The sequence below is a fragment of the Bacillus sp. JJ1562 genome, from assembly GCF_036962705.1.
In the GTDB taxonomy this organism is placed as follows: Bacteria; Bacillota; Bacilli; order Bacillales; family Bacillaceae_L; genus Ferdinandcohnia.
Genome location: NZ_JBALOQ010000004.1, coordinates 107,923 through 126,661, shown reverse-complemented (window position 1 = coordinate 126,661; position 18,739 = coordinate 107,923). Strand labels below are relative to the sequence as shown.

The window sequence follows — 18,739 nt, the reverse complement described above, 5'->3', positions numbered from 1 at the left end:
TTATTTAGGATGATGAAAATGAAAAGGGCTCGTATTATATATAACCCAACCTCTGGAAGAGAGTTATTTAAACGGCATCTACCTGAGGTGTTAGTGAAGTTAGAAAGAGCAGGGTATGAAACCTCATGCCATGCAACAACTGGATCGGGAGATGCAACAAATGCTGCACGAATCGCGGTTGAAAGAAGGTATGACCTTGTTATAGCTGCAGGTGGCGATGGAACCATCAATGAGGTTGTGAACGGCCTAGCAGAACAGGATTACCGCCCAACCCTAGGGATTATTCCAGTTGGAACAACAAACGACTTTGCACGCGCAATCGGGGTACCTCGCAACATAGATGGTGCTTGTGATGTGATTGTAGAAGGAAATTCTGTTCCGATTGATATTGGCCGGATAAATGATAAATACTTTGTCAATATTGCAGGCGGAGGAAGGCTAACTGAGTTAACCTATGAGGTACCAAGTAAGCTAAAAACGATGCTCGGGCAGCTTGCGTATTATTTAAAAGGGATGGAGATGCTACCGTCGATTCGTCCAACTGAGGTTAGCATCGAGTATGACGGAAAGCTATATGAAGGCGAAATCATGTTATTCCTCGTTTCCTTAACAAATTCTGTTGGTGGCTTTGAAAAGCTTGCACCAGATTCATCGCTCAATGACGGCTTGTTTGATTTGTTGATTTTAAAAAAGGTAAATCTAGCGGATTTTATCAAGGTGGCGACACTTGCGATACGCGGAGAGCATATCAATGATCCACATGTGATTTACACAAAAGCAAATCGCGTTAAGGTAAACCCTACAGAAAAAATGCAAATCAATCTCGATGGGGAATACGGCGGGTTGCTCCCTGGTGAGTTTGTGAACCTTTATAAGCATATTAATGTATTGGTTTCAAAGGAAATAGCAGAGAAGATGGAGTAGATGGGAAAAATCTGGCGAAGGCCAGATTTTTTTGTTTGGTTTCTGAGCATGTGTCGCAATCGTGCCCGATTTGAGATTGCAGATCGGAAAAGTGACACGCATGTATTGGAACTGCATTGGCATAGCTCCCCCCGAGTATGTTACAATCATTTCAGCAATTTGAACGCAAAGGAAGAATACACAATGACAAAACTGAAACCTCCAGTTGAAAAAAATACATACTATGATGTCACATTTGAGGATCTTACTCATGATGGAGCGGGAGTGGCAAAAATCGAGGGATTTCCGATTTTCGTTCCGAACGGCCTACCCGACGAGAAAGCAAAAATCAAAATTACAAAGGTCCAAAAAAGCTACGGGTATGGGCGGCTGATTGAGCTCTATGAAAAAAGCAAATATCGAATGGAAGCTCCGTGTCCGATTTATAAAGAATGCGGAGGATGCCAGCTCCAGCATCTTAGCTACGAAGGTCAGCTGTTAGCAAAACAAAAACAGGTCCAGGAAGTATTGACTCGAATCGGAAAGCTTCAAGGTATCAAGGTACATCCTGTTCTCGGAATGGAAAATCCGTGGCGTTATCGGAATAAGGCACAGGTACCTGTAGCAGACAGAGAAGGTGGCCTTGTGGCAGGGTTTTACCAGCAGCGAAGCCATGAAATCATTGATATGGAAGCGTGCCTTATTCAACAAGAGAAAAACGATTTGGTTGTGCAAACAGTAAAAACAATTTGTGAGAATCATGGGATTCAAGCATATGATGAAAAAAACAACAAGGGCACCCTTCGCCACATCATGGCACGCTATGGCCTTGTCTCTGGAGAAATTATGGTTGTTCTCATCACGAGAACAAAGGAGCTTCCAAATAAAAGTAAAGTCATCTCAGATATTACTACTCAGTTACCTGGTGTAAAATCTATCGTACAAAATATTAATCCCAAACAGACGAATGTGATATTCGGTACTGAAACAAATGTCCTTTGGGGCGAAGAATATATTTACGACAATATTGGAGATATCAAATTTGCAATCTCGGCTCGATCATTTTATCAGGTCAATCCCGAGCAAACAAAGGTTCTTTACGATAAAGCATTGGAATATGCGGGGTTAACTGGTGAAGAAACCGTTATTGATGCGTATTGTGGGATAGGGACAATCTCGCTTTTCTTAGCGCAAAAAGCAAAGAAAGTATACGGTGTCGAAATTGTTCCTGAAGCAATTGAGGATGCAAAGCGAAATGCGAAATTAAATAATATCCATAATGCAGAGTTCGCGGTAGGAGAAGCGGAAGTTGTAATCCCAAACTGGGATAAGGATGGAGTTAAAGCGGATGTAATCGTAGTTGACCCCCCACGTAAGGGCTGCGATGATGCGCTATTACAAACTATTTTAAGAATGAAACCGAAGAAAGTTGTTTATGTTTCCTGTAACCCGGCAACACTGGCAAGAGACCTAAGAATACTAGAAGATGGTGGCTATGAAACGGTTGAAGTACAGCCAGTAGACATGTTCCCACACACTGTTCACTGCGAAGCAGTCGCGAAGTTAGTTTTAAAATAACAAAGTAATGGGGTGAAGACAGAATCCTTTGTTAATAAACTACAGATAAAGGAGGACAAATCAATGGTAAACTATAAGTTAAAATCAAAAGTAATAGAAATTGTAGATAATCAAATTAATATAAATGAGCCAAAGAGTACAAAACAAACATTGGAACGGTTAATAGAGATGGGATTCTCCGAAATAGAGTCAAAGGAAATGATAGGTAGGGTGCTTGTTGAAGAAATGTACGATATTTTAAAAAATCAAGTTCCTTTTAATGAAAAACGATATGCAAATAAACTAAAAATGCTTCCATAGGTTTCTATCCCCGATAATTATAAAATCAATCTGTACTAATCGAACATTTCTGCGAAAACCCATTTTCAAACAAACGTTTGATTAATGGGTTTTCTTTGTAGTATCAACGGTTTGTAAATTCATTCAAACGTTTGATTGAATAAATTTAGTAGTCTGGATCTAGGCTAAATGTCTGCTGTACTAGTCCCTAAAGTTGAGTTTATATAAAGCGATAAATAAAGAGAGATAAGCTATTAATGGCCTGTATTGTGTTGGATACAGGCCATTAATATGTACTTCTATGGAAGTTGTCCCCCCAGGTATATTAAATCCCCTAGTATTATGCTTTTTTTAAAAAAGACCTTAAAAAATATCAAATAAAAAAGAGGTATTACTAAATCTATGTCGAAACAACAATAATAAATGTTTAGAATCATTACAATAATTTAAAAAGTTGTATAAATCAACAAGTTGTTTCATACCTTGTAATGCACATACATATTGGGGGGAGTTGTATTGATTTCATTTCGACAAGTTGATAAGTATTTCGGAAACTTCCAAGTTTTAAAAGATATTAGCTTAGAAATTGAGCAAGGGGAAGTAGTTGTCGTCATTGGACCATCTGGTTCAGGAAAAAGTACCATGCTGCGATGTATAAACCGTCTGGAGATGATATCAGATGGTGAATTAGAGGTAAACAGTATTAAAGTAAATGACAAAAAGACAGATATTAATGAATTGCGTCGGAATATTGGAATGGTGTTTCAGCATTTTAATCTATATCCTCATAAAACAGTCTTGCAAAACATTACATTGGCACCTATTCAAGTACTTGGTGAAGATAAGAAAAAGGCTGAGGAAACAGCCATGTATTATTTGGAAAAGGTAGGAATACCAGAAAAGGCAAATTCTTACCCATCGCAATTATCTGGTGGACAGCAGCAAAGGGTAGCAATCGCAAGAGGGCTTGCGATGAAGCCGAACGTGATGCTTTTTGATGAACCTACCTCCGCACTGGATCCTGAAATGATTGGGGAAGTGCTAGATGTTATGAAATCATTAGCGAATGATGGCATGACAATGGTGGTAGTAACCCATGAAATGGGGTTTGCACGAGAAGTAGCCAATCGGATCGTTTTTATGGACGAAGGAAAAATCGTGGAGGAAGGAAAGCCTGTTGAGTTTTTTGCACGTCCTCAAACTGAGCGGGCACAGGACTTTTTACGAAGGGTACTAAATCATTAATATATAAGGGGATGATTATATGAAAAAAGTAAAGAAAATTCTGTTTTTAAGTTTTATGTTTACATTAATTACTGCATTAATGGTAGGGTGTGGAACAAGCAAATCTTCAGGTGATGAAAGTACGAGCACATTAGAAAAGATTAAAGACAGGGATAAATTCGTTGTAGGTGTTAAATACGATACGAATTTATTCGGTTATAAGGATCCAGCAAGTGGTGAGGTGACAGGGTTTGATGTTGATATTGCAAAGGCACTTGCAAAGGAAATTTTAGGTGACGAAAATAAGGTCGAGTTGGTAGAAATCACCTCGAAAACGCGTATTCCAAAACTCCAAAATGGAGATATTGATGCAATCATCGCAACAATGACAATTACGGAAGATCGCAAAAAGGAAGTAAATTTCTCAGATGTTTACTTTGATGCTGGTCAGTCGTTACTTGTGAAAAAAGGAAGCGACATCCAAAGTGTTAAAGATCTAGGGAAGGGTTCTAAGGTGCTAGTTGTAAAAGGGGCAACATCTGGTCCTAATGTTAAAGAAGCTGCACCAGACGTTGAATTACTGGAATTTGAAAACTATGCAGAAGCATTTACGGCATTAAAAGCTGGTAAAGGTGACGCACTTACAACAGATAACTCCATTCTATATGGTATGGCTGCACAAGACGACAACTATGAAGTAGTGGGTGGAACATTTACAGAAGAACCATATGGTATCGCCATCATCAAGGGGGATGATGAATTCACTGACTATGTAAATGAATTCCTAAAGAAAATAAAAGATAGTGGCGAATACGATACCATTAAATCTAAATGGATAAAAGAATAATCAAAGTAAGGATGAGTAAACTTTACTCATCCTTCTTGAATCATGAACATGTCAAACACATAGGATGGTGAAAATGCTAGACTTCTCTATTTTAACAACTAATTTTGATGTATTTATGCAAGGTTTTTTTAATACGATAAAGATTAGTGTTATCGGACTAATGGGCAGTTTTGTATTAGGAGTAATAGTTGCTGTGATGAGGATAGCACCATTCAAAATCTTAAACTTTTTTGGCGCATGCTTTGTTGAGTTCATTCGAAATATTCCGCTCATTATCATCGTATTTTTCTTTTACTTTGGATTAAGTAAATACGTAGATTTAAGTGGTTTTGTTGCGGGAACAATTGGACTTTCCATCTACACTGCTTCATTTATTGCTGAAGCAGTTAGGGCTGGAATTCAATCTGTTGATAAAGGCCAGATGGAGGCAGCTCGTTCGTCAGGGCTTACCTATCTTCAAACGATGAGATTGATTATTTTACCTCAGGCTGTAAAAATTGTGATCCCACCAATCGGCAATCAATTTATTAACCTTGTAAAAAACACATCGATTTTGACTGTAGTTGCCGGTGGAGAATTGATGTATTTCGGTGATATTATTGCTCAAAAAAACTTCCAAATTTTCGATACGTATATATTTGTTGGAATGTTTTTTTTAGTACTAACCATCCCATTAAGCTTATTTGTCAATCATCTTGAACGAAGATTGGCAAGGAGCTACTAAAAGGGGGGATAGACAATGGATTTTAAAGGAGCATACTCTGCACATAATATCAAATATTTAATGGAAGGTTTTCTAGTTACATTAGAGGTTGCTATTATTGCGATTGTTTTAAGCTTTATTATAGGTAGCGTACTCGGAATATTAAGGTACGCAAAAATACCTATCTTTTCAAAAATTGTTGCTGTTATTATTGAGGCATTACGTAATTTGCCATTAATATTAATTATCTTTATCACTTATTTTGGACTACCGCAAATAGGAATTAAAATGAGTGTTATGACTGCTGCCATAGTCGGACTAACTGTGTTTGAATCTGCGATGATTTCAGAAATTGTCAGAAGTGGATTAAATTCCATTAGTAAGGGACAAATTGAGGCTGCACGGTCTTCTGGCCTAAACTATGTGCAAACAATGTGGCATATTATTCTTCCCCAAGCATTAAAAAGAATGATACCACCATTAGTTAGTCAATTTATTGCCCTACTAAAAGATACTTCACTCGCTGTCATTATTGCATTACCGGAATTATTACATAATGCCCAAGGTATATATGCTGGTCCAAATGGTGATAGCTATATCATTCCAATATATATTTTAGTAGCACTTATGTATTTTGTGGTCAATTACGCATTATCCCTTCTTTCAAGGGCGTTAGAAAAACGTCTTGACACAGATCAGAGAAAAGGAAACTCGCGCAGAAAGAACCTAAATAATAAAGAAGCTGTTTCAGGAGGCATATCCTAATAGTGTGAAGGGGCCAGTATCCATTTGGATACTGGCTCTTTTTTTATTTCCGATTTATTTTTGAGTTTCGGGCAGAATTAAGTCATTCAGTAGGGGAATTATAATATCAAAGGAGGTTAATTATCATGGAAACAGGTTATAAGGGTACAAATAAAATGATTATCGGCATTGTGTTCGGAGTTATTACATTCTGGCTGTTTGCCCAAGCAATGGTGAATGTAGTACCTGCCGTACAAAAAGATTTAGGAATTTCACTTGGGACACTGAATATTGCTATAAGTTTATCGGCTTTATTTTCAGGAATGTTTATCGTTGCTGCAGGTGGTCTTGCCGATAAAATAGGGCGTAAAAAGATTGCCAATATTGGGTTTGTTTTAAGTATTATTGGTTCACTTTGTCTAGTCATAACTCAAGGCGCCTCATTGCTTATTATTGGACGTGTGATTATAGGTATTTCAGCTGCATGTATTATGCCTTCAACCATTGCATTAATGAAGGAATATTTCGAGGGTGCAGAGCGCCAACGAGCATTAAGTTTTTGGTCGATCGGTTCCTGGGGAGGCTCAGGGGTTGCTTCATTTGCAGGTGGTGCAATTGCCACATCATTAGGATGGAGATGGATTTTCATCTTTTCAATAATCTTTGCAATCGCCGGTATGTTTTTACTGAAAGATACACCAGAAAGTAAACAACCATCTTCAGGACGTTTTAGATTTGATTACACAGGATTAGCTATTTTTATCGTTACAATGATTGCTTTGAATGTATTTATTACGTATGGATCAGAATTAGGATGGGCCAGTCCGATATCACTCGGCCTTGTGGCTGTTACAATTATAGGTCTACTTGTTTTTATTAAAGTAGAGAAGAGTAAAGATGTCGTTCTTATTGACTTTGCCGTATTTAAAAATGCACCATATACGGGTGCCACCGTTTCTAACTTTTTACTGAATGCCATTGCAGGTACATTAGTTGTAGCGAATACATATGTACAAGTTGGGCGAGGTTTTAGTTCATTCCAATCAGGAATGTTGTCACTAGGCTATTTAGTAACTGTACTCGCAATGATTCGTGTCGGTGAAAAAATTCTACAAAAGGTTGGCGCAAAAAAACCAATGATTTGGGGTGCTGCCATTACGACGGTTGGAGTAGGGATAATGGGCTTAACATTCTTACCGGGCTTTTCTTACACAATTGTTGTGTTCATTGGATTTGCATTATTTGGTCTTGGACTAGGTATTTATGCAACTCCATCAACAGATACATCTGTATCTAATGCACCGGCTGGTAAAGTTGGTGAAGCGGCTGGTGTTTATAAAATGGCAAGTTCACTAGGTAGTGCATTCGGGGTTGCAATTTCTACAGCGGCTTACGCGGCAATAGCAGCGACTGGCAATCTTGAATGGGCGGCATCAGTGGGGATCATTGTCAATGTCATCTTCGGTATTTTGTCGATTTTATCAATTATGTTCATGGTACCAAAAGATGCAGGAAAAACAGATAAGGCAGTAAAACCGAATCGTACATCTAAAGTAACAACTAAAGAGCCTGTGATAGAATAATTTTATAGCTGAGAACACCCATGATTTTGGTGTTTTCATATATTGAAAAGGAGTACTGCATGATGAGAGATCAATTAATGGAAATGTTAGAATCGCGTAAGGATGAAATCATTGAAATTCGCAGACACTTACATGAAAACCCAGAGCTTTCGTTTAAAGAAGAAAAAACCGCTCAATACATTCTTGATTTTTATGAAGGTAAAGATGTAGAGATTCAATCTAATGTTGGAAATGGCTATGGAATAGTCGTAACGATAAAAGGTGGAAAGTCTGGTAAAAACATTGGACTACGTGCGGATTTTGATGCACTTCCCATTGTTGAAGAAGCGGATGTGGAATTTAAATCAAAAAATGAAGGTGTCATGCATGCATGTGGTCATGATGGTCATACAGCATACTTGTTAGTACTAGCGGATTGCTTAATTCAATTAAAAGATGAAATACCAGGAACGATTAAAATTATCCACCAGCATGCAGAAGAGGTTCCACCAGGTGGGGCGAAAAGTATTGTAGAATCCGGGGTTCTTGATGATTTAGATAATGTTTTCGGTATCCATCTGCTTCCACTTGGTCCGGCAGGAGTGGTTGGGTATCATGCAGGATTCTCTTTCAACGGCAGGGCCTATATGAAATTAAAAATTCAAGGTAGAGGTGGACACGGCTCATCACCACATCTGGCGAATGATGCGATTGTGGCAGGTGCTCATTTTGTAACAGCCGCTCAAACGATCATTAGTCGTCGCTTAAGTCCGTTTGAAAATGGTGTGATTACGATCGGTTCATTTGATGGAAAAGGAACTTTTAATGTCATCAAAGATAGCGTAGAGCTTGAAGGTGATATTCGTTATATGACGGATGAAACAAAGAAAAAAATTGAACAAGAAGTGAAGAGACTTGCAAAAGGACTTGAAGAAGAATTTGGAGTAACATGTGAGTTAACATATGAAAATGATTATCCGCCACTAAATAACGATCCTGAACTAACTGAAAAAGTCGCAGAGTTTCTAAAAAATGCAAATGACAAAGACATTAAAGAAGTGAAGGAATTTCCTCCGATGGCACCATCTGAAGATTTTGCCTATTATGCAGAAAAATTCCCTTCCTGTTTCTTCTACATCGCATGTACGCCAAAGGGGGAAAAGGACCCGTATTTCAATCATCATCCTAAATTTGATATCGATGAGGATGCACTCCTTGTCGCAGCAAAAGCAGTGGGACATGTTGTTTGTGGATATTATGAATTAGCTTAGTAAAGTAGATAAAATCAATCTGTACTAATCGGCCATTTTTCGAAAAACTCATTTTCAAACAAACGTTTGTTTAATGGGTTTTTTCAATTCTATCAACGGTTTTCAAATTCAATCAAGCGTTTGTTTAAATAAAATGAGCAGTGTCGAGTGGGACAAAATTGGAACTGTACTAGTCCATAAAAGGGTGATGAAATCCAATTCAAAGCCAACTCATTCTCTTTTTGTACATCTTATTCTATAATGAGGGTGGGGTGAAGGTCATGGCTCGTGAACGTAAATTTACAACTGAGGAACTTTATCAAACAACTGAGGAGCTGCTTCTCGTGTATCACTATGAAGGGTTCCAGTTTAGTTTGGTTGCAGATCAATTACAGGTTTCCCGTGGGACAATCTATAAATATTTTGAAAACAAGGAAGAATTAATTACGGAATATATGCTTTTTAAAATGGAGCAATTTCTCCATGAGTTAAAGGAAATCAACTCAATTGAAGGGTTTCATGCTAAATTCGATTTTCTTCTCAATATCATGTTTAAGAATCCGGAGCTTCATCAATTAATAGAAATTGGAAAACGTGTTCCGACCCATATAAATTCGAAAGTAAAAGAAAACCTAGAGAAGCTTGAAAGCTATCATCTTAAGATGTACCAATATATGAATGGCTTTATTCAGGCAGGAAAGAATGAAAACAAACTAAACACAAACGTACCGGAACCTTTGATTTTGGGATACATTTTTCAATCAATCGCGATTCCAAATCATTTTGGCATTCCACATGATGTGTGGGTCGGGTCGATAAAGGAAATTATTTGTCATGGAATCTTCATAGATTCCTAATTGACACAGGTGTCACTTATAAATGATAATTAACGTGACAATAGTGTCAATTTTTTTGCTGCAAAGTGACAAGTGCGTCACCTTAAAAAACCACATTTGGGGGTTGGGAAATTTATGAAAAAAATGCTACAAACCATTACAGATAAAGTCACCACGAAAAAAGGAATGTGGATTACATTAGCGACCTGGCTAATCATTACGATTGTATTAGCGGTTTTTGCGCCGAATGCAAAGGATTATGAGGTTTCAAGGATCGATTCTCTACCAGAGGATGCAAAATCTGTACTTGCAAAAAATAAGGTAGATGAGTATTTCAAGGATAGCGATGGAACGCCAGGAATTTTAGTTTTTCAAGCGAAAGAAGGTCAATTGGAATACGCAGACCTTGTTAATGTATTCAATCATATCGAGGAAGCAAAGATTCCGGGGGTGGAGCAGGTTGTTCCGTTAGCCTCGTTACCTCCACAGGCTGCCGCTGGATTTTTCTCAGAAGACCAAACAACAGCTTTGCTTCCAATGGTCTTTGATGCGTCACTTGAAACGAAGGAAATCCGGGATTCAAAGGATAGAATCCTTGAAGTTGTTGAGGAAAATACAGATTTAACTCTGTATGTGACAGGTCCTGCGGGGATTGCGACGGATTCGCTTGATTTATTCTCAAGGGCAGACCTTGTTTTAATACTTTCAACAGTGGGCTTAATTTTGATTTTGTTAATTGTAATTTATCGTTCACCACTACTCGCAATAATACCGTTGTTAGCTGCGATTTTTGTGTATGAAGTTGTCATGCAAATGCTCGGTATATTAGGGAAGGCTGGACTACAATTAAGTAACCAAACCATTTCAATCGCGTCGATATTATTATTTGCGGCAGTGATTGACTATTCATTATTTGTTTTCTCCCGTTTTCGTGATGAGCTCAAGGGATATGACAGTAAATATGATGCCATGAGAGTAGCCATGAAAGAGGTAGGGATGCCGGTCTTTTTCTCAGGTGGTACTGTTTTGGCAGCAATGCTAGTACTTTTCTTTGCGGATCTTGGAGATTATAGTAATTTTGCGCCAACCTTTGCTACTACTATGGTTGTAATTATGCTTGCTTCAGTTACATTAGTACCGGCTTTATTTACACTATTCGGAAGAAAATCCTTCTGGCCAAAGGTTCCGAAGGTTGGGGATGAAAAAGTTAAAGACAATTCGCTTTGGAGCAAAATTGGTAGAATGGTTATCAAAAAGCCTGGTCTATCCGTTGTGATAATGACCATCTTCCTGCTAATCTCCGCAGCGAACATGTTCAATCTCAAATATGAATTTGATACAATGAAGTCCTTTCCAGAAGACATGCCATCAAGGCAAGGCTATGAATTGATTGAGGAGAAATTTGCGAAGGGTGATCTTGCACCAACAACGGTCTTGTATGAAGGTAAAGAGGCTGTAACGATGGAAGAACTGGATGCATTACAAAATGAGCTATTAGAGCAGGAGCTTGTGAGTGATGTAAGAATTAATGGGACTGCAGATGAAAATAAGGTATTAAACTTTAGCTTAACATTTGAAGAAGGACCATATGATGTCAAAACCATGGATACAATGGAGAAGTTGATTAATAACTCTGACACAATCTTAGCAAATGCTGGTTTAGATGGACAACTTTACTTTGCCGGTGAAACAGCAACAAAAGTGGACGATCGTTCAACAAATAATCGTGACGTCATTTTGATTGTCATACTTGAAACGATTTTAATTTTCGGTATGTTAATCGTCCTTACTAAATCAATTAAAATGCCAATCTATATGATGGGAACTATATTGGTTTCTTTCCTTGCGGCGTTAGGATTAGGAATGTTCTTAACAAACCTATTCTTTGATATCGATACGATAAGTAATCGTGTCCCATTATATGCATTCGTATTCCTTGTTGCACTAGGAATTGACTATAATATCATGCTTATATCAAGATATCAGGAAGAGAGAAGAACCCATTCTGTCAAAGAAGCCGTACAAATTGCCGTATCCAAAACAGGTGGAGTTATCTCGTCAGCGGGTATCATCTTGGCTGCAACCTTTGCTGTTCTAATGACACAGCCCGTCCAATTATTATTTGTCTTTGGCTTTATAGTAGCTGTCGGGATTCTGTTAGATACCTTCTTGATTCGCGGAGTGTTATTACCGGGTTTAATTGTTTTATTAGAGAAGGATAAAGCGGTAAGTGAAGAAAAATAAACATAGAAAATGCCTGTATCGAGTGGATACAGGCATTTATTTTAGTTTTGGCCCATTTTAAATTCTAAGAAAAGCTGGTTGTAGATGGCGAGATTCTTTTTCCCTAGGTTTTCATAAACCTCGAGCCTCTCTGTTAATTCAGGTGATGGATAAAAACGCTCATCAGTCACCATATCTTCAGGCATATACTGAAGTGCTTCTTTGTTTGGAGTGGAGTAGCTCACATATTCTGTGTTTTGCGCTGCGACTTCCGCATCCAACATAAAATTAATAAATTGGTGGGCACCATCAATATTTTTCGCGGTCTTTGGAATAACCATATTATCAAACCATAGGTTAGAGCCTTCGCTTGGAACCACATAATCTAGATCTTCATTTTCCCACATAATATCAGCAGCGTCCCCAGACCAAACAATCCCAATTGCAGCCTCGCGATTTTGAATAAGGACTTTACCTTCGTCACCAACGATAGCTTTGACATTTGGTGTAAGAGTCATGAGTTTTTCTTTTGCTTCTATTAAGTGATCAAGATTTGTATCATTTAGTGAGTAACCAAGGGAGTTAAGCCCCATCCCCATGATTTCTCTGGCACCGTCCACCAAAATAATTTCATTTTTTAAGGAAGGGTCCCAAAGGTCATTCCAACTTGTAAACTCTTTACCATCTAGCATTGTCGGGTTAAACACGATTCCAACTGTTCCCCAGAAATACGGAACAGAGTATTGATTGTCTGGATCAAACGGAAGATCCATGAAACGCTCATCAATGTTTGATAAATTTGGGAGCCTCGAATGGTCAAGGGGGATGAGCAAGTCCTCTTGGCGCATTTTATCAATCATATATTCAGAAGGAACCGCGATATCATACGTTGTCCCACCTTGTTCGATTTTTGTCATCATCGCTTCGTTGGAGTCAAAGGTTTCATAAATGACCTTGATTCCGGATTCCTCTTCGAAGCGGTCGATTAATTCTTCGTCAATATAATCTCCCCAGTTATAAATCGTCAATGTGTTTCCACTTGCGAGACCCTGAGACGAATTTAAATGGTGGATAAGATACAGTAGACCAACTGAGACAAGAACGATTGCCAAGAAAGCACGGATGAGTTTCGTCATTTTCGAACCCCCAATCCACGTGTGCTACCACGTTGTGCGATAAAGTAATAGCCGACAGCAAGCAGCATTGTAAAGATAAATAATAAAGTTGACAATGCATTAATATTCAATGAGATTCCGCGGCGTGCGAGGGAATAGATTTCAACAGAAAGTGTTGAGAAACCATTACCAGTCACGAAAAATGTAACGGCGAAATCATCAAATGAATACGTAAGTGCCATGAAAAATCCGGCGAAAATCCCTGGTGTGATATAAGGGACAATGACCTTAGTTAGGACCTGCCACTGGCTTGCTCCAAGGTCCTTTGCCGCGTCGATTAAAGTTGGGCTCATTTCCTTTAATTTTGGCAATACCATTAGAACGACAATTGGAATACTGAAGGCGATATGTGAAAGCAACACAGAATAAAAGCCTAATTTAATTCCAGCCATTGTTAACAAAATTAAGAAAGACGCACCAATGATAACGTCGGGGCTAACAATTAAAACATTATTTAATGATAATAAAGTATTCTGAGTTTGTCTTTGTTTTACAGAGTGAATCCCAATTGCACCTATCACCCCAATAATCGTTGAGAAGAGGGCTGAAAGCAAGGCAATCACAAATGTATTTAACACAATGATGAGTAATCTTGTATCTCCAAATAGCTCCTTATACCAATCCAAGGTAAAACCCTCGAAATTGTTCATCGTGCCACCGCTATTGAAGGAGTAATACACTAAATAGAGAATGGGTGCATATAAAATGAAGAAAATAATAAATAGATATACTTTTGAAGAAATGGCTAGTTTATCTCTCATTTTTTAGCACCTCGTTTCTTGCGGTTTCCAGTCGCCACCATAATTAAAACCATGAAAATAATGAGGAAGACGGCAATGGTTGAACCCATGCCCCAATCCTGTGTGACGAGAAACTGTTGTTCAATCGCAGTACCAAGTGTAATAACTTTGTTTCCTGCAATTAATCGTGTTAGCATGAACAATGATAGAGCAGGAATGAATACAACCTGGCAGCCTGATTTTACTCCTTGAATCGTTAGTGGAAAAATCACACGTCGAAACGTTGTCCATTTAGAGGCACCCAGGTCGCGAGAAGCATCTAATAGACTCGGATTTAACTCATTCAATGAATTGAAGATCGGTAAAATCATAAATGGAATAAAAATATAAACGGACACAAACACAAAACTGAAATCAGTAAATAATAGCTGTCTAGGCCCAATACCTAGCACTTCAAGAATCCCATTGGCAGTCCCATAAGCACCAAAAATCCCGATAAAAGCATATGCTTTTAATAGTAGATTGATCCAAGACGGAGCAATGATGAGAAGCAGCCAAAGATGTTTATGCTTCGTTCTTGTGATTAAATAGGCTGTGGGGTATGCAACCAATAAAGTGACAGCTGTTATTAAAAACGCATACCAAAATGAACTTAATGTCATTTTTAAGTAAATTGGCGTGAAAAACGTTTTATAATTTATTAAAGATAGATTTCCCTCTATATCGAAAAATGAATAATAGAGGACAAGTGTAATCGGTGCAATAACAAACATAAGAATCCATAGTGCATAAGGGATAAAATATAAATTACGGGTGAGCTTATTTTCCATGGCTTTCCCCGTCCACATATGCCTCTAAGCGACGATCATATTCTTCTTCTGTTTCACCAAGACGCATAACATGAATTGCCTCAGGATCGAAGTAAAGTCCGATTTCATCGCCAACCTTAGCTTTTTTGGTAGAGTGTACAAGCCATTCATTTCCGTCCTTATCAAAGCCGCAAATTTCATAGTGAACACCTCTGAAAAGCTGAGAATCTACAACAACCTGAAGCTTTCCTTTTTCAACAGAGGTAATTTGTAGGTCTTCAGGACGAATGACAATTTCAACTCGTTCATTGTCTGAAAAACCTTGGTCGACACAGTCGAATGTTTTTCCAACGAATTCAACTAAAAAGTCTTTGTGCATTTTTCCTGAAACGATATTCGATTCTCCAATAAAATCTGCGACAAAGCGGTTAATTGGTTCATCATAAATATCAATCGGGGTGCCACTTTGTTGAATTTTTCCTTTATCCAATACAAAAATCTCGTCAGACATAGCAAGAGCTTCCTCCTGGTCATGTGTGACAAAGATAAAGGTAATGCCAAGGCGCTTCTGAAGGTCGCGAAGCTCATATTGCATTTCTGTACGAAGCTTTAAATCGAGCGCAGATAATGGCTCGTCCAATAAAATAATCTCTGGCTCATTGACAATCGCGCGCGCAATCGCGACACGTTGTCTCTGACCACCAGACATTTCTTTAATTTCGCGATTTTCATAGCCGGTAAGATTGACGAAGCTTAAAGCTTCTTTCACTTTTTTATCGATATCAGATTGCTTCATCTTCTTTATTCTTAAGCCAAAGGCAACATTTTCATATACATTAAGATGTGGAAATAAGGCATAGTCTTGAAATACCGTATTAACCTGACGCTTGTTAGCAGGTGTGGTGTTTACTTTTTTTCCATTAAAATAAACCTCTCCATCTGAGGGTTCAATAAATCCTGCAATCAAACGTAATATCGTCGTTTTTCCACATCCAGAAGGACCAAGAAGGGTATAAAATTTCCCTCTTTCAATTTCAAAGCTAACATTGTTGAGGACAGGTGGATCATTGTCATATTGTTTCGTTACATTATTAAATTGGATAATAGGTATACTGTTCATAGCAACCCCCTTCTTTCTATTAAATTAATATGATAGGATTTATGTAATCCGGCATTATTATACACGAATCGGCGAAAAATACAATAACATTCATAATAGTCAAGGTGAAAAAGTATGGGTTGTATCATTCCAAAAAGTCACGAAAAAGAAACTAGGACATTGGTAGTAGGAAAAAATTCACATTTTTAGAAAAATATTAGGTCAATTTCATTGACCTAACGTGAAAATAGAAATATAATTATAGTACAATTTAAAATACTCTTTCTTTAGTGAGATAATTGAATAAAGTAAAGGCAAATTCATTGAAAGATGAAGACGCAAAACTATAGGGGCTAAGTCCAATAGTGTTCAATAGGCAGGAATTCACCTAACTTGTTGATCATTCACTTTTTGGACATGCCAGCCAGTTGCCGAGTATTACTCGTATCGTAAGAACGAAGATTAATCGGTATTTGATTAGTCTTTTTTTATACCATTATATTATTCTGTTGCTACTATTTTACTAGATTTTTGGATATAAAAATTTTGGAAGTGATTACACATGGAGAAAACCATCCAGAATCTGAACGTACTTAAAAAATTAAGTGGACTAATCAAAAAGGTTGGTTCAGAAAAGCAATTGATTTCTGACGAGACTCGTAGCTTTTTTGACGAGAACTGTCAGGAACAAGAAGAGCTCGAGATTACCAATACCCTTTTAACCCAACTCCAACAAATGAACGAACAAATGGAAAATATGCATTGGATGAACAAACATTACCGTATCCTTCATGAATTTGCCCAAATTTGCAGCAAAACTTTAAATGAAAGCGTTCTTCTTCAAAAGTCCTATGAAATGGTTTCACGTGTTATGCCGGCGGATGCATTTTATATTGCCTTGCATAATCCGGGGGATGCGCATATCCAATTTATTTTTATTATGGATAATGGGGAACAGGCTCCTCCAAGTATTGTAGACTTTGGTGAAAATTATACATCAAAGGTTATTAAAACACGAGAAATCGTTCACCTCAAGCATCAAAACCAAAATATCGAATTTGATACAAAAATGGGGGAAGGGGACGAAGATACAAGGTCCTGTCTTTTCGTACCGGTTGTGATGGATGACCAGGTAAAGGGTGTCATCTCGACTCAAAGCTTTAGAAACTTCGCCTATCGGAAGGAGCACGAGGATCTGTTGCAAATGATCGGTGCACAGGTTATTAACTCGATTGAAACAGCCCGATTATATGCGAAAATCTACACGATGTCTCGTACCGACGAATTAACGGTTTTAAAAAACCACCGTGCTTTCCATGAGGATTTAGCGCAATTAATACGAAACGAAAATGACGAAATTATAGTCATGATGATTGACTCGGATGATTTAAAACAAGTCAATGACCGCTTCGGTCATGATGTGGGAGATTTATATTTAAAGATACTAGCAGACGGAATAAAAACGCTATGTAATGATAAGATTGAAGGCTATCGTTATGCAGGGGATGAGTTCATGATTCTCATCAAAACTCACATCGATAGGGGTGTGATGGAAATATACGATACGCTAAAAGAGTACTATCGTGAACACCCACTTATCATTGACGATAAAAAAATCACCGTTTCGATCAGTACTGGTGTTGGCGTGTTTCCGTATAATGGAACAAGTGTAGATTCCTTGAAAAAGGCAGCAGACCAAGCGCTTTATGCTGCAAAAGAAAGTGGAAAAAATCGCATTGTCGTTGCGGATTAATAAAAGCTCATCCAATTGGATGAGCTTTTTACAATATTATTGTCAAGCTTCAGGCGCCATCAGCTCGAGGCATAAGCCAGAAGCTTCGGAAGGCATAAATCGATTTATGTCAGCGCTCATCTTGTGCTATCGCGGATAGACGGCGCCCTGCACTTTTCTTAATTAATATGGGCAACAATGCCTTCTTCATCGTCTAACACAAGCTTAATTCCAGCATAGGGGTCTCTGTTTAGAAATTCGCCCAGCCATAAACGAATCGCTTCAATTAGGTTTGCCATGATAAGGACCTGTTTTCGATCGTGTACATATGCCTCTGCGGAGAACCCGTAGTCATCGTCATACATGAGCTCCACTTCAACCTCTTTTGGCTTTACTTGCTTTTTTAAGCCGATATAGACACAAATGGCATTAATAATTTCTTGTTCGGAAAGAATTAGCGACGCCATGGATCCGCCTCATTTTTCTTGCGATCTTTAATCATCACGAAGATTTTACGAATAACCACAATCAGAACATAAATCGCAAGAACGTTAATCATTAATCCTAAAAATGATCCAAGCATACCCATTCCACCTAGAAGACCACCAAATAGGAATCCTGCAAGACCACCAAGCATAAGACCTTTCATTAATCCACCTGACATGAACCCACCTTTAGGAGTGGTTGGAGTAGTAGATTTGTTTGTAGCATTTGTATCTTGTTTTTTCTGTTGTTGGAAGTTTGATTTATTGGTGTTTCCAATATTATTATTAAATCCTCTTTTACCTGATTTATAACCTCTTGCCTCAACAGTTGTTGTTTGGTCTTGAAAAACGAAGCTTCCTAGTGGTGAAAAAATCAGAGTAAGCGCTACTAAAGCTGATAAAACCTTTTTCATATAAATGTGTACCTCCGTAAGTTAGAATGTTTATTTTTATCATTATACCCTAAAATGATAATATTTTCTTGTAAATCACCTTCCTAACCTTTCTACTTTATATACGATGGAGATGGGGAAGGGTTTCGTTTTTTCTA

General features: G+C 38.0%; 18 protein-coding genes and 1 riboswitch. Of the genes, 12 read left to right on the top strand and 6 right to left on the bottom strand.

Annotated features, from left to right (window positions below):
- The first annotated feature begins 18 nt into the window (after positions 1 to 18).
- From V7097_RS03310 to V7097_RS03260, 11 genes are all read left to right on the top strand, one after another.
- Positions 19 to 924: a diacylglycerol kinase gene (locus V7097_RS03310; protein WP_335702169.1), complete on the top strand. Its 906-nt coding sequence runs from the start codon at positions 19 to 21 to the stop codon at positions 922 to 924.
- A gap of 183 nt (positions 925 to 1,107) precedes the next feature.
- The gene (gene rlmD, locus V7097_RS03305; RefSeq protein WP_335702168.1) at positions 1,108 to 2,481 is read left to right on the top strand and encodes a 23S rRNA (uracil(1939)-C(5))-methyltransferase RlmD; all 1,374 of its coding nucleotides are present in this window, start codon (positions 1,108 to 1,110) and stop codon (positions 2,479 to 2,481) included.
- A 63-nt stretch (positions 2,482 to 2,544) separates the two neighbouring features.
- Positions 2,545 to 2,781, top strand: coding sequence for a hypothetical protein (locus V7097_RS03300; RefSeq protein ID WP_335702167.1), 237 nt, complete (start codon positions 2,545 to 2,547; stop codon positions 2,779 to 2,781).
- 495 nt (positions 2,782 to 3,276) lie between these two features.
- A complete protein-coding gene (locus tag V7097_RS03295; protein ID WP_335702166.1) occupies positions 3,277 to 4,005 on the top strand; it encodes an amino acid ABC transporter ATP-binding protein in 729 nt (242 codons plus the stop codon).
- A gap of 19 nt (positions 4,006 to 4,024) precedes the next feature.
- Positions 4,025 to 4,831, top strand: a complete 807-nt coding sequence (locus V7097_RS03290; RefSeq protein WP_335702165.1) for a transporter substrate-binding domain-containing protein — start codon at positions 4,025 to 4,027, stop codon at positions 4,829 to 4,831.
- Between the two features lie 73 nt (positions 4,832 to 4,904).
- The gene (locus V7097_RS03285) at positions 4,905 to 5,555 is read left to right on the top strand and encodes an amino acid ABC transporter permease (RefSeq protein ID WP_335702164.1); all 651 of its coding nucleotides are present in this window, start codon (positions 4,905 to 4,907) and stop codon (positions 5,553 to 5,555) included.
- Positions 5,556 to 5,570: 15 nt separating this feature from the next.
- Positions 5,571 to 6,299 carry an amino acid ABC transporter permease gene (locus V7097_RS03280; RefSeq protein WP_335702163.1) on the top strand — a complete coding sequence of 243 codons (729 nt, stop codon included), beginning with the start codon at positions 5,571 to 5,573 and terminating at the stop codon, positions 6,297 to 6,299.
- Between the two features lie 122 nt (positions 6,300 to 6,421).
- A complete protein-coding gene (locus V7097_RS03275; protein ID WP_335702206.1) occupies positions 6,422 to 7,861 on the top strand; it encodes an MFS transporter in 1,440 nt (479 codons plus the stop codon).
- Positions 7,862 to 7,923: 62 nt separating this feature from the next.
- Positions 7,924 to 9,111 carry an amidohydrolase gene (locus V7097_RS03270; RefSeq protein ID WP_335702162.1) on the top strand — a complete coding sequence of 396 codons (1,188 nt, stop codon included), beginning with the start codon at positions 7,924 to 7,926 and terminating at the stop codon, positions 9,109 to 9,111.
- Between the two features lie 260 nt (positions 9,112 to 9,371).
- Positions 9,372 to 9,947, top strand: coding sequence for a TetR/AcrR family transcriptional regulator (locus tag V7097_RS03265; protein ID WP_335702161.1), 576 nt, complete (start codon positions 9,372 to 9,374; stop codon positions 9,945 to 9,947).
- Positions 9,948 to 10,061: 114 nt separating this feature from the next.
- Positions 10,062 to 12,170: an MMPL family transporter gene (locus V7097_RS03260; RefSeq protein ID WP_335702160.1), complete on the top strand. Its 2,109-nt coding sequence runs from the start codon at positions 10,062 to 10,064 to the stop codon at positions 12,168 to 12,170.
- 41 nt (positions 12,171 to 12,211) lie between these two features.
- Here the strand turns inward: V7097_RS03260 and V7097_RS03255 are convergent, their stop codons facing one another.
- Genes V7097_RS03255 through V7097_RS03240 form a run of 4 tightly spaced genes read right to left on the bottom strand, consistent with a single transcriptional unit; the run spans position 12,212 to position 15,993 of the window.
- Positions 12,212 to 13,285: an ABC transporter substrate-binding protein gene (locus tag V7097_RS03255; protein ID WP_335702159.1), complete on the bottom strand. Its 1,074-nt coding sequence runs from the start codon at positions 13,283 to 13,285 to the stop codon at positions 12,212 to 12,214.
- A complete protein-coding gene (locus V7097_RS03250) occupies positions 13,282 to 14,085 on the bottom strand; it encodes an ABC transporter permease (protein ID WP_335702158.1) in 804 nt (267 codons plus the stop codon). Before V7097_RS03250 ends, V7097_RS03255 begins: the two co-directional genes overlap by 4 nt.
- Positions 14,082 to 14,894 carry an ABC transporter permease gene (locus tag V7097_RS03245; RefSeq protein WP_335702157.1) on the bottom strand — a complete coding sequence of 271 codons (813 nt, stop codon included), beginning with the start codon at positions 14,892 to 14,894 and terminating at the stop codon, positions 14,082 to 14,084. Before V7097_RS03245 ends, V7097_RS03250 begins: the two co-directional genes overlap by 4 nt.
- Entirely contained in the window at positions 14,884 to 15,993 is a 1,110-nt protein-coding gene (locus tag V7097_RS03240; protein WP_335702156.1) for an ABC transporter ATP-binding protein, read from the bottom strand. Before V7097_RS03240 ends, V7097_RS03245 begins: the two co-directional genes overlap by 11 nt.
- 282 nt (positions 15,994 to 16,275) lie before the next feature.
- Positions 16,276 to 16,337: riboswitch (cyclic di-GMP riboswitch) on the top strand.
- A gap of 197 nt (positions 16,338 to 16,534) precedes the next feature.
- On the opposite strand from V7097_RS03240, the gene V7097_RS03235 reads away from it, so the two are divergent.
- The gene (locus V7097_RS03235; protein ID WP_335702155.1) at positions 16,535 to 17,725 is read left to right on the top strand and encodes a sensor domain-containing diguanylate cyclase; all 1,191 of its coding nucleotides are present in this window, start codon (positions 16,535 to 16,537) and stop codon (positions 17,723 to 17,725) included.
- Positions 17,726 to 17,883: 158 nt separating this feature from the next.
- Here V7097_RS03235 and V7097_RS03230 read toward each other — a convergent pair whose 3' ends face one another.
- Together V7097_RS03230 and V7097_RS03225 are read right to left on the bottom strand one after the other, a co-directional pair.
- Positions 17,884 to 18,171: a YxcD family protein gene (locus V7097_RS03230; RefSeq protein WP_335702154.1), complete on the bottom strand. Its 288-nt coding sequence runs from the start codon at positions 18,169 to 18,171 to the stop codon at positions 17,884 to 17,886.
- Positions 18,159 to 18,602: a hypothetical protein gene (locus V7097_RS03225; RefSeq protein WP_335702153.1), complete on the bottom strand. Its 444-nt coding sequence runs from the start codon at positions 18,600 to 18,602 to the stop codon at positions 18,159 to 18,161. The genes V7097_RS03230 and V7097_RS03225 overlap by 13 nt, the downstream gene beginning before the upstream one ends.
- Positions 18,603 to 18,739 lie beyond the last annotated feature (137 nt).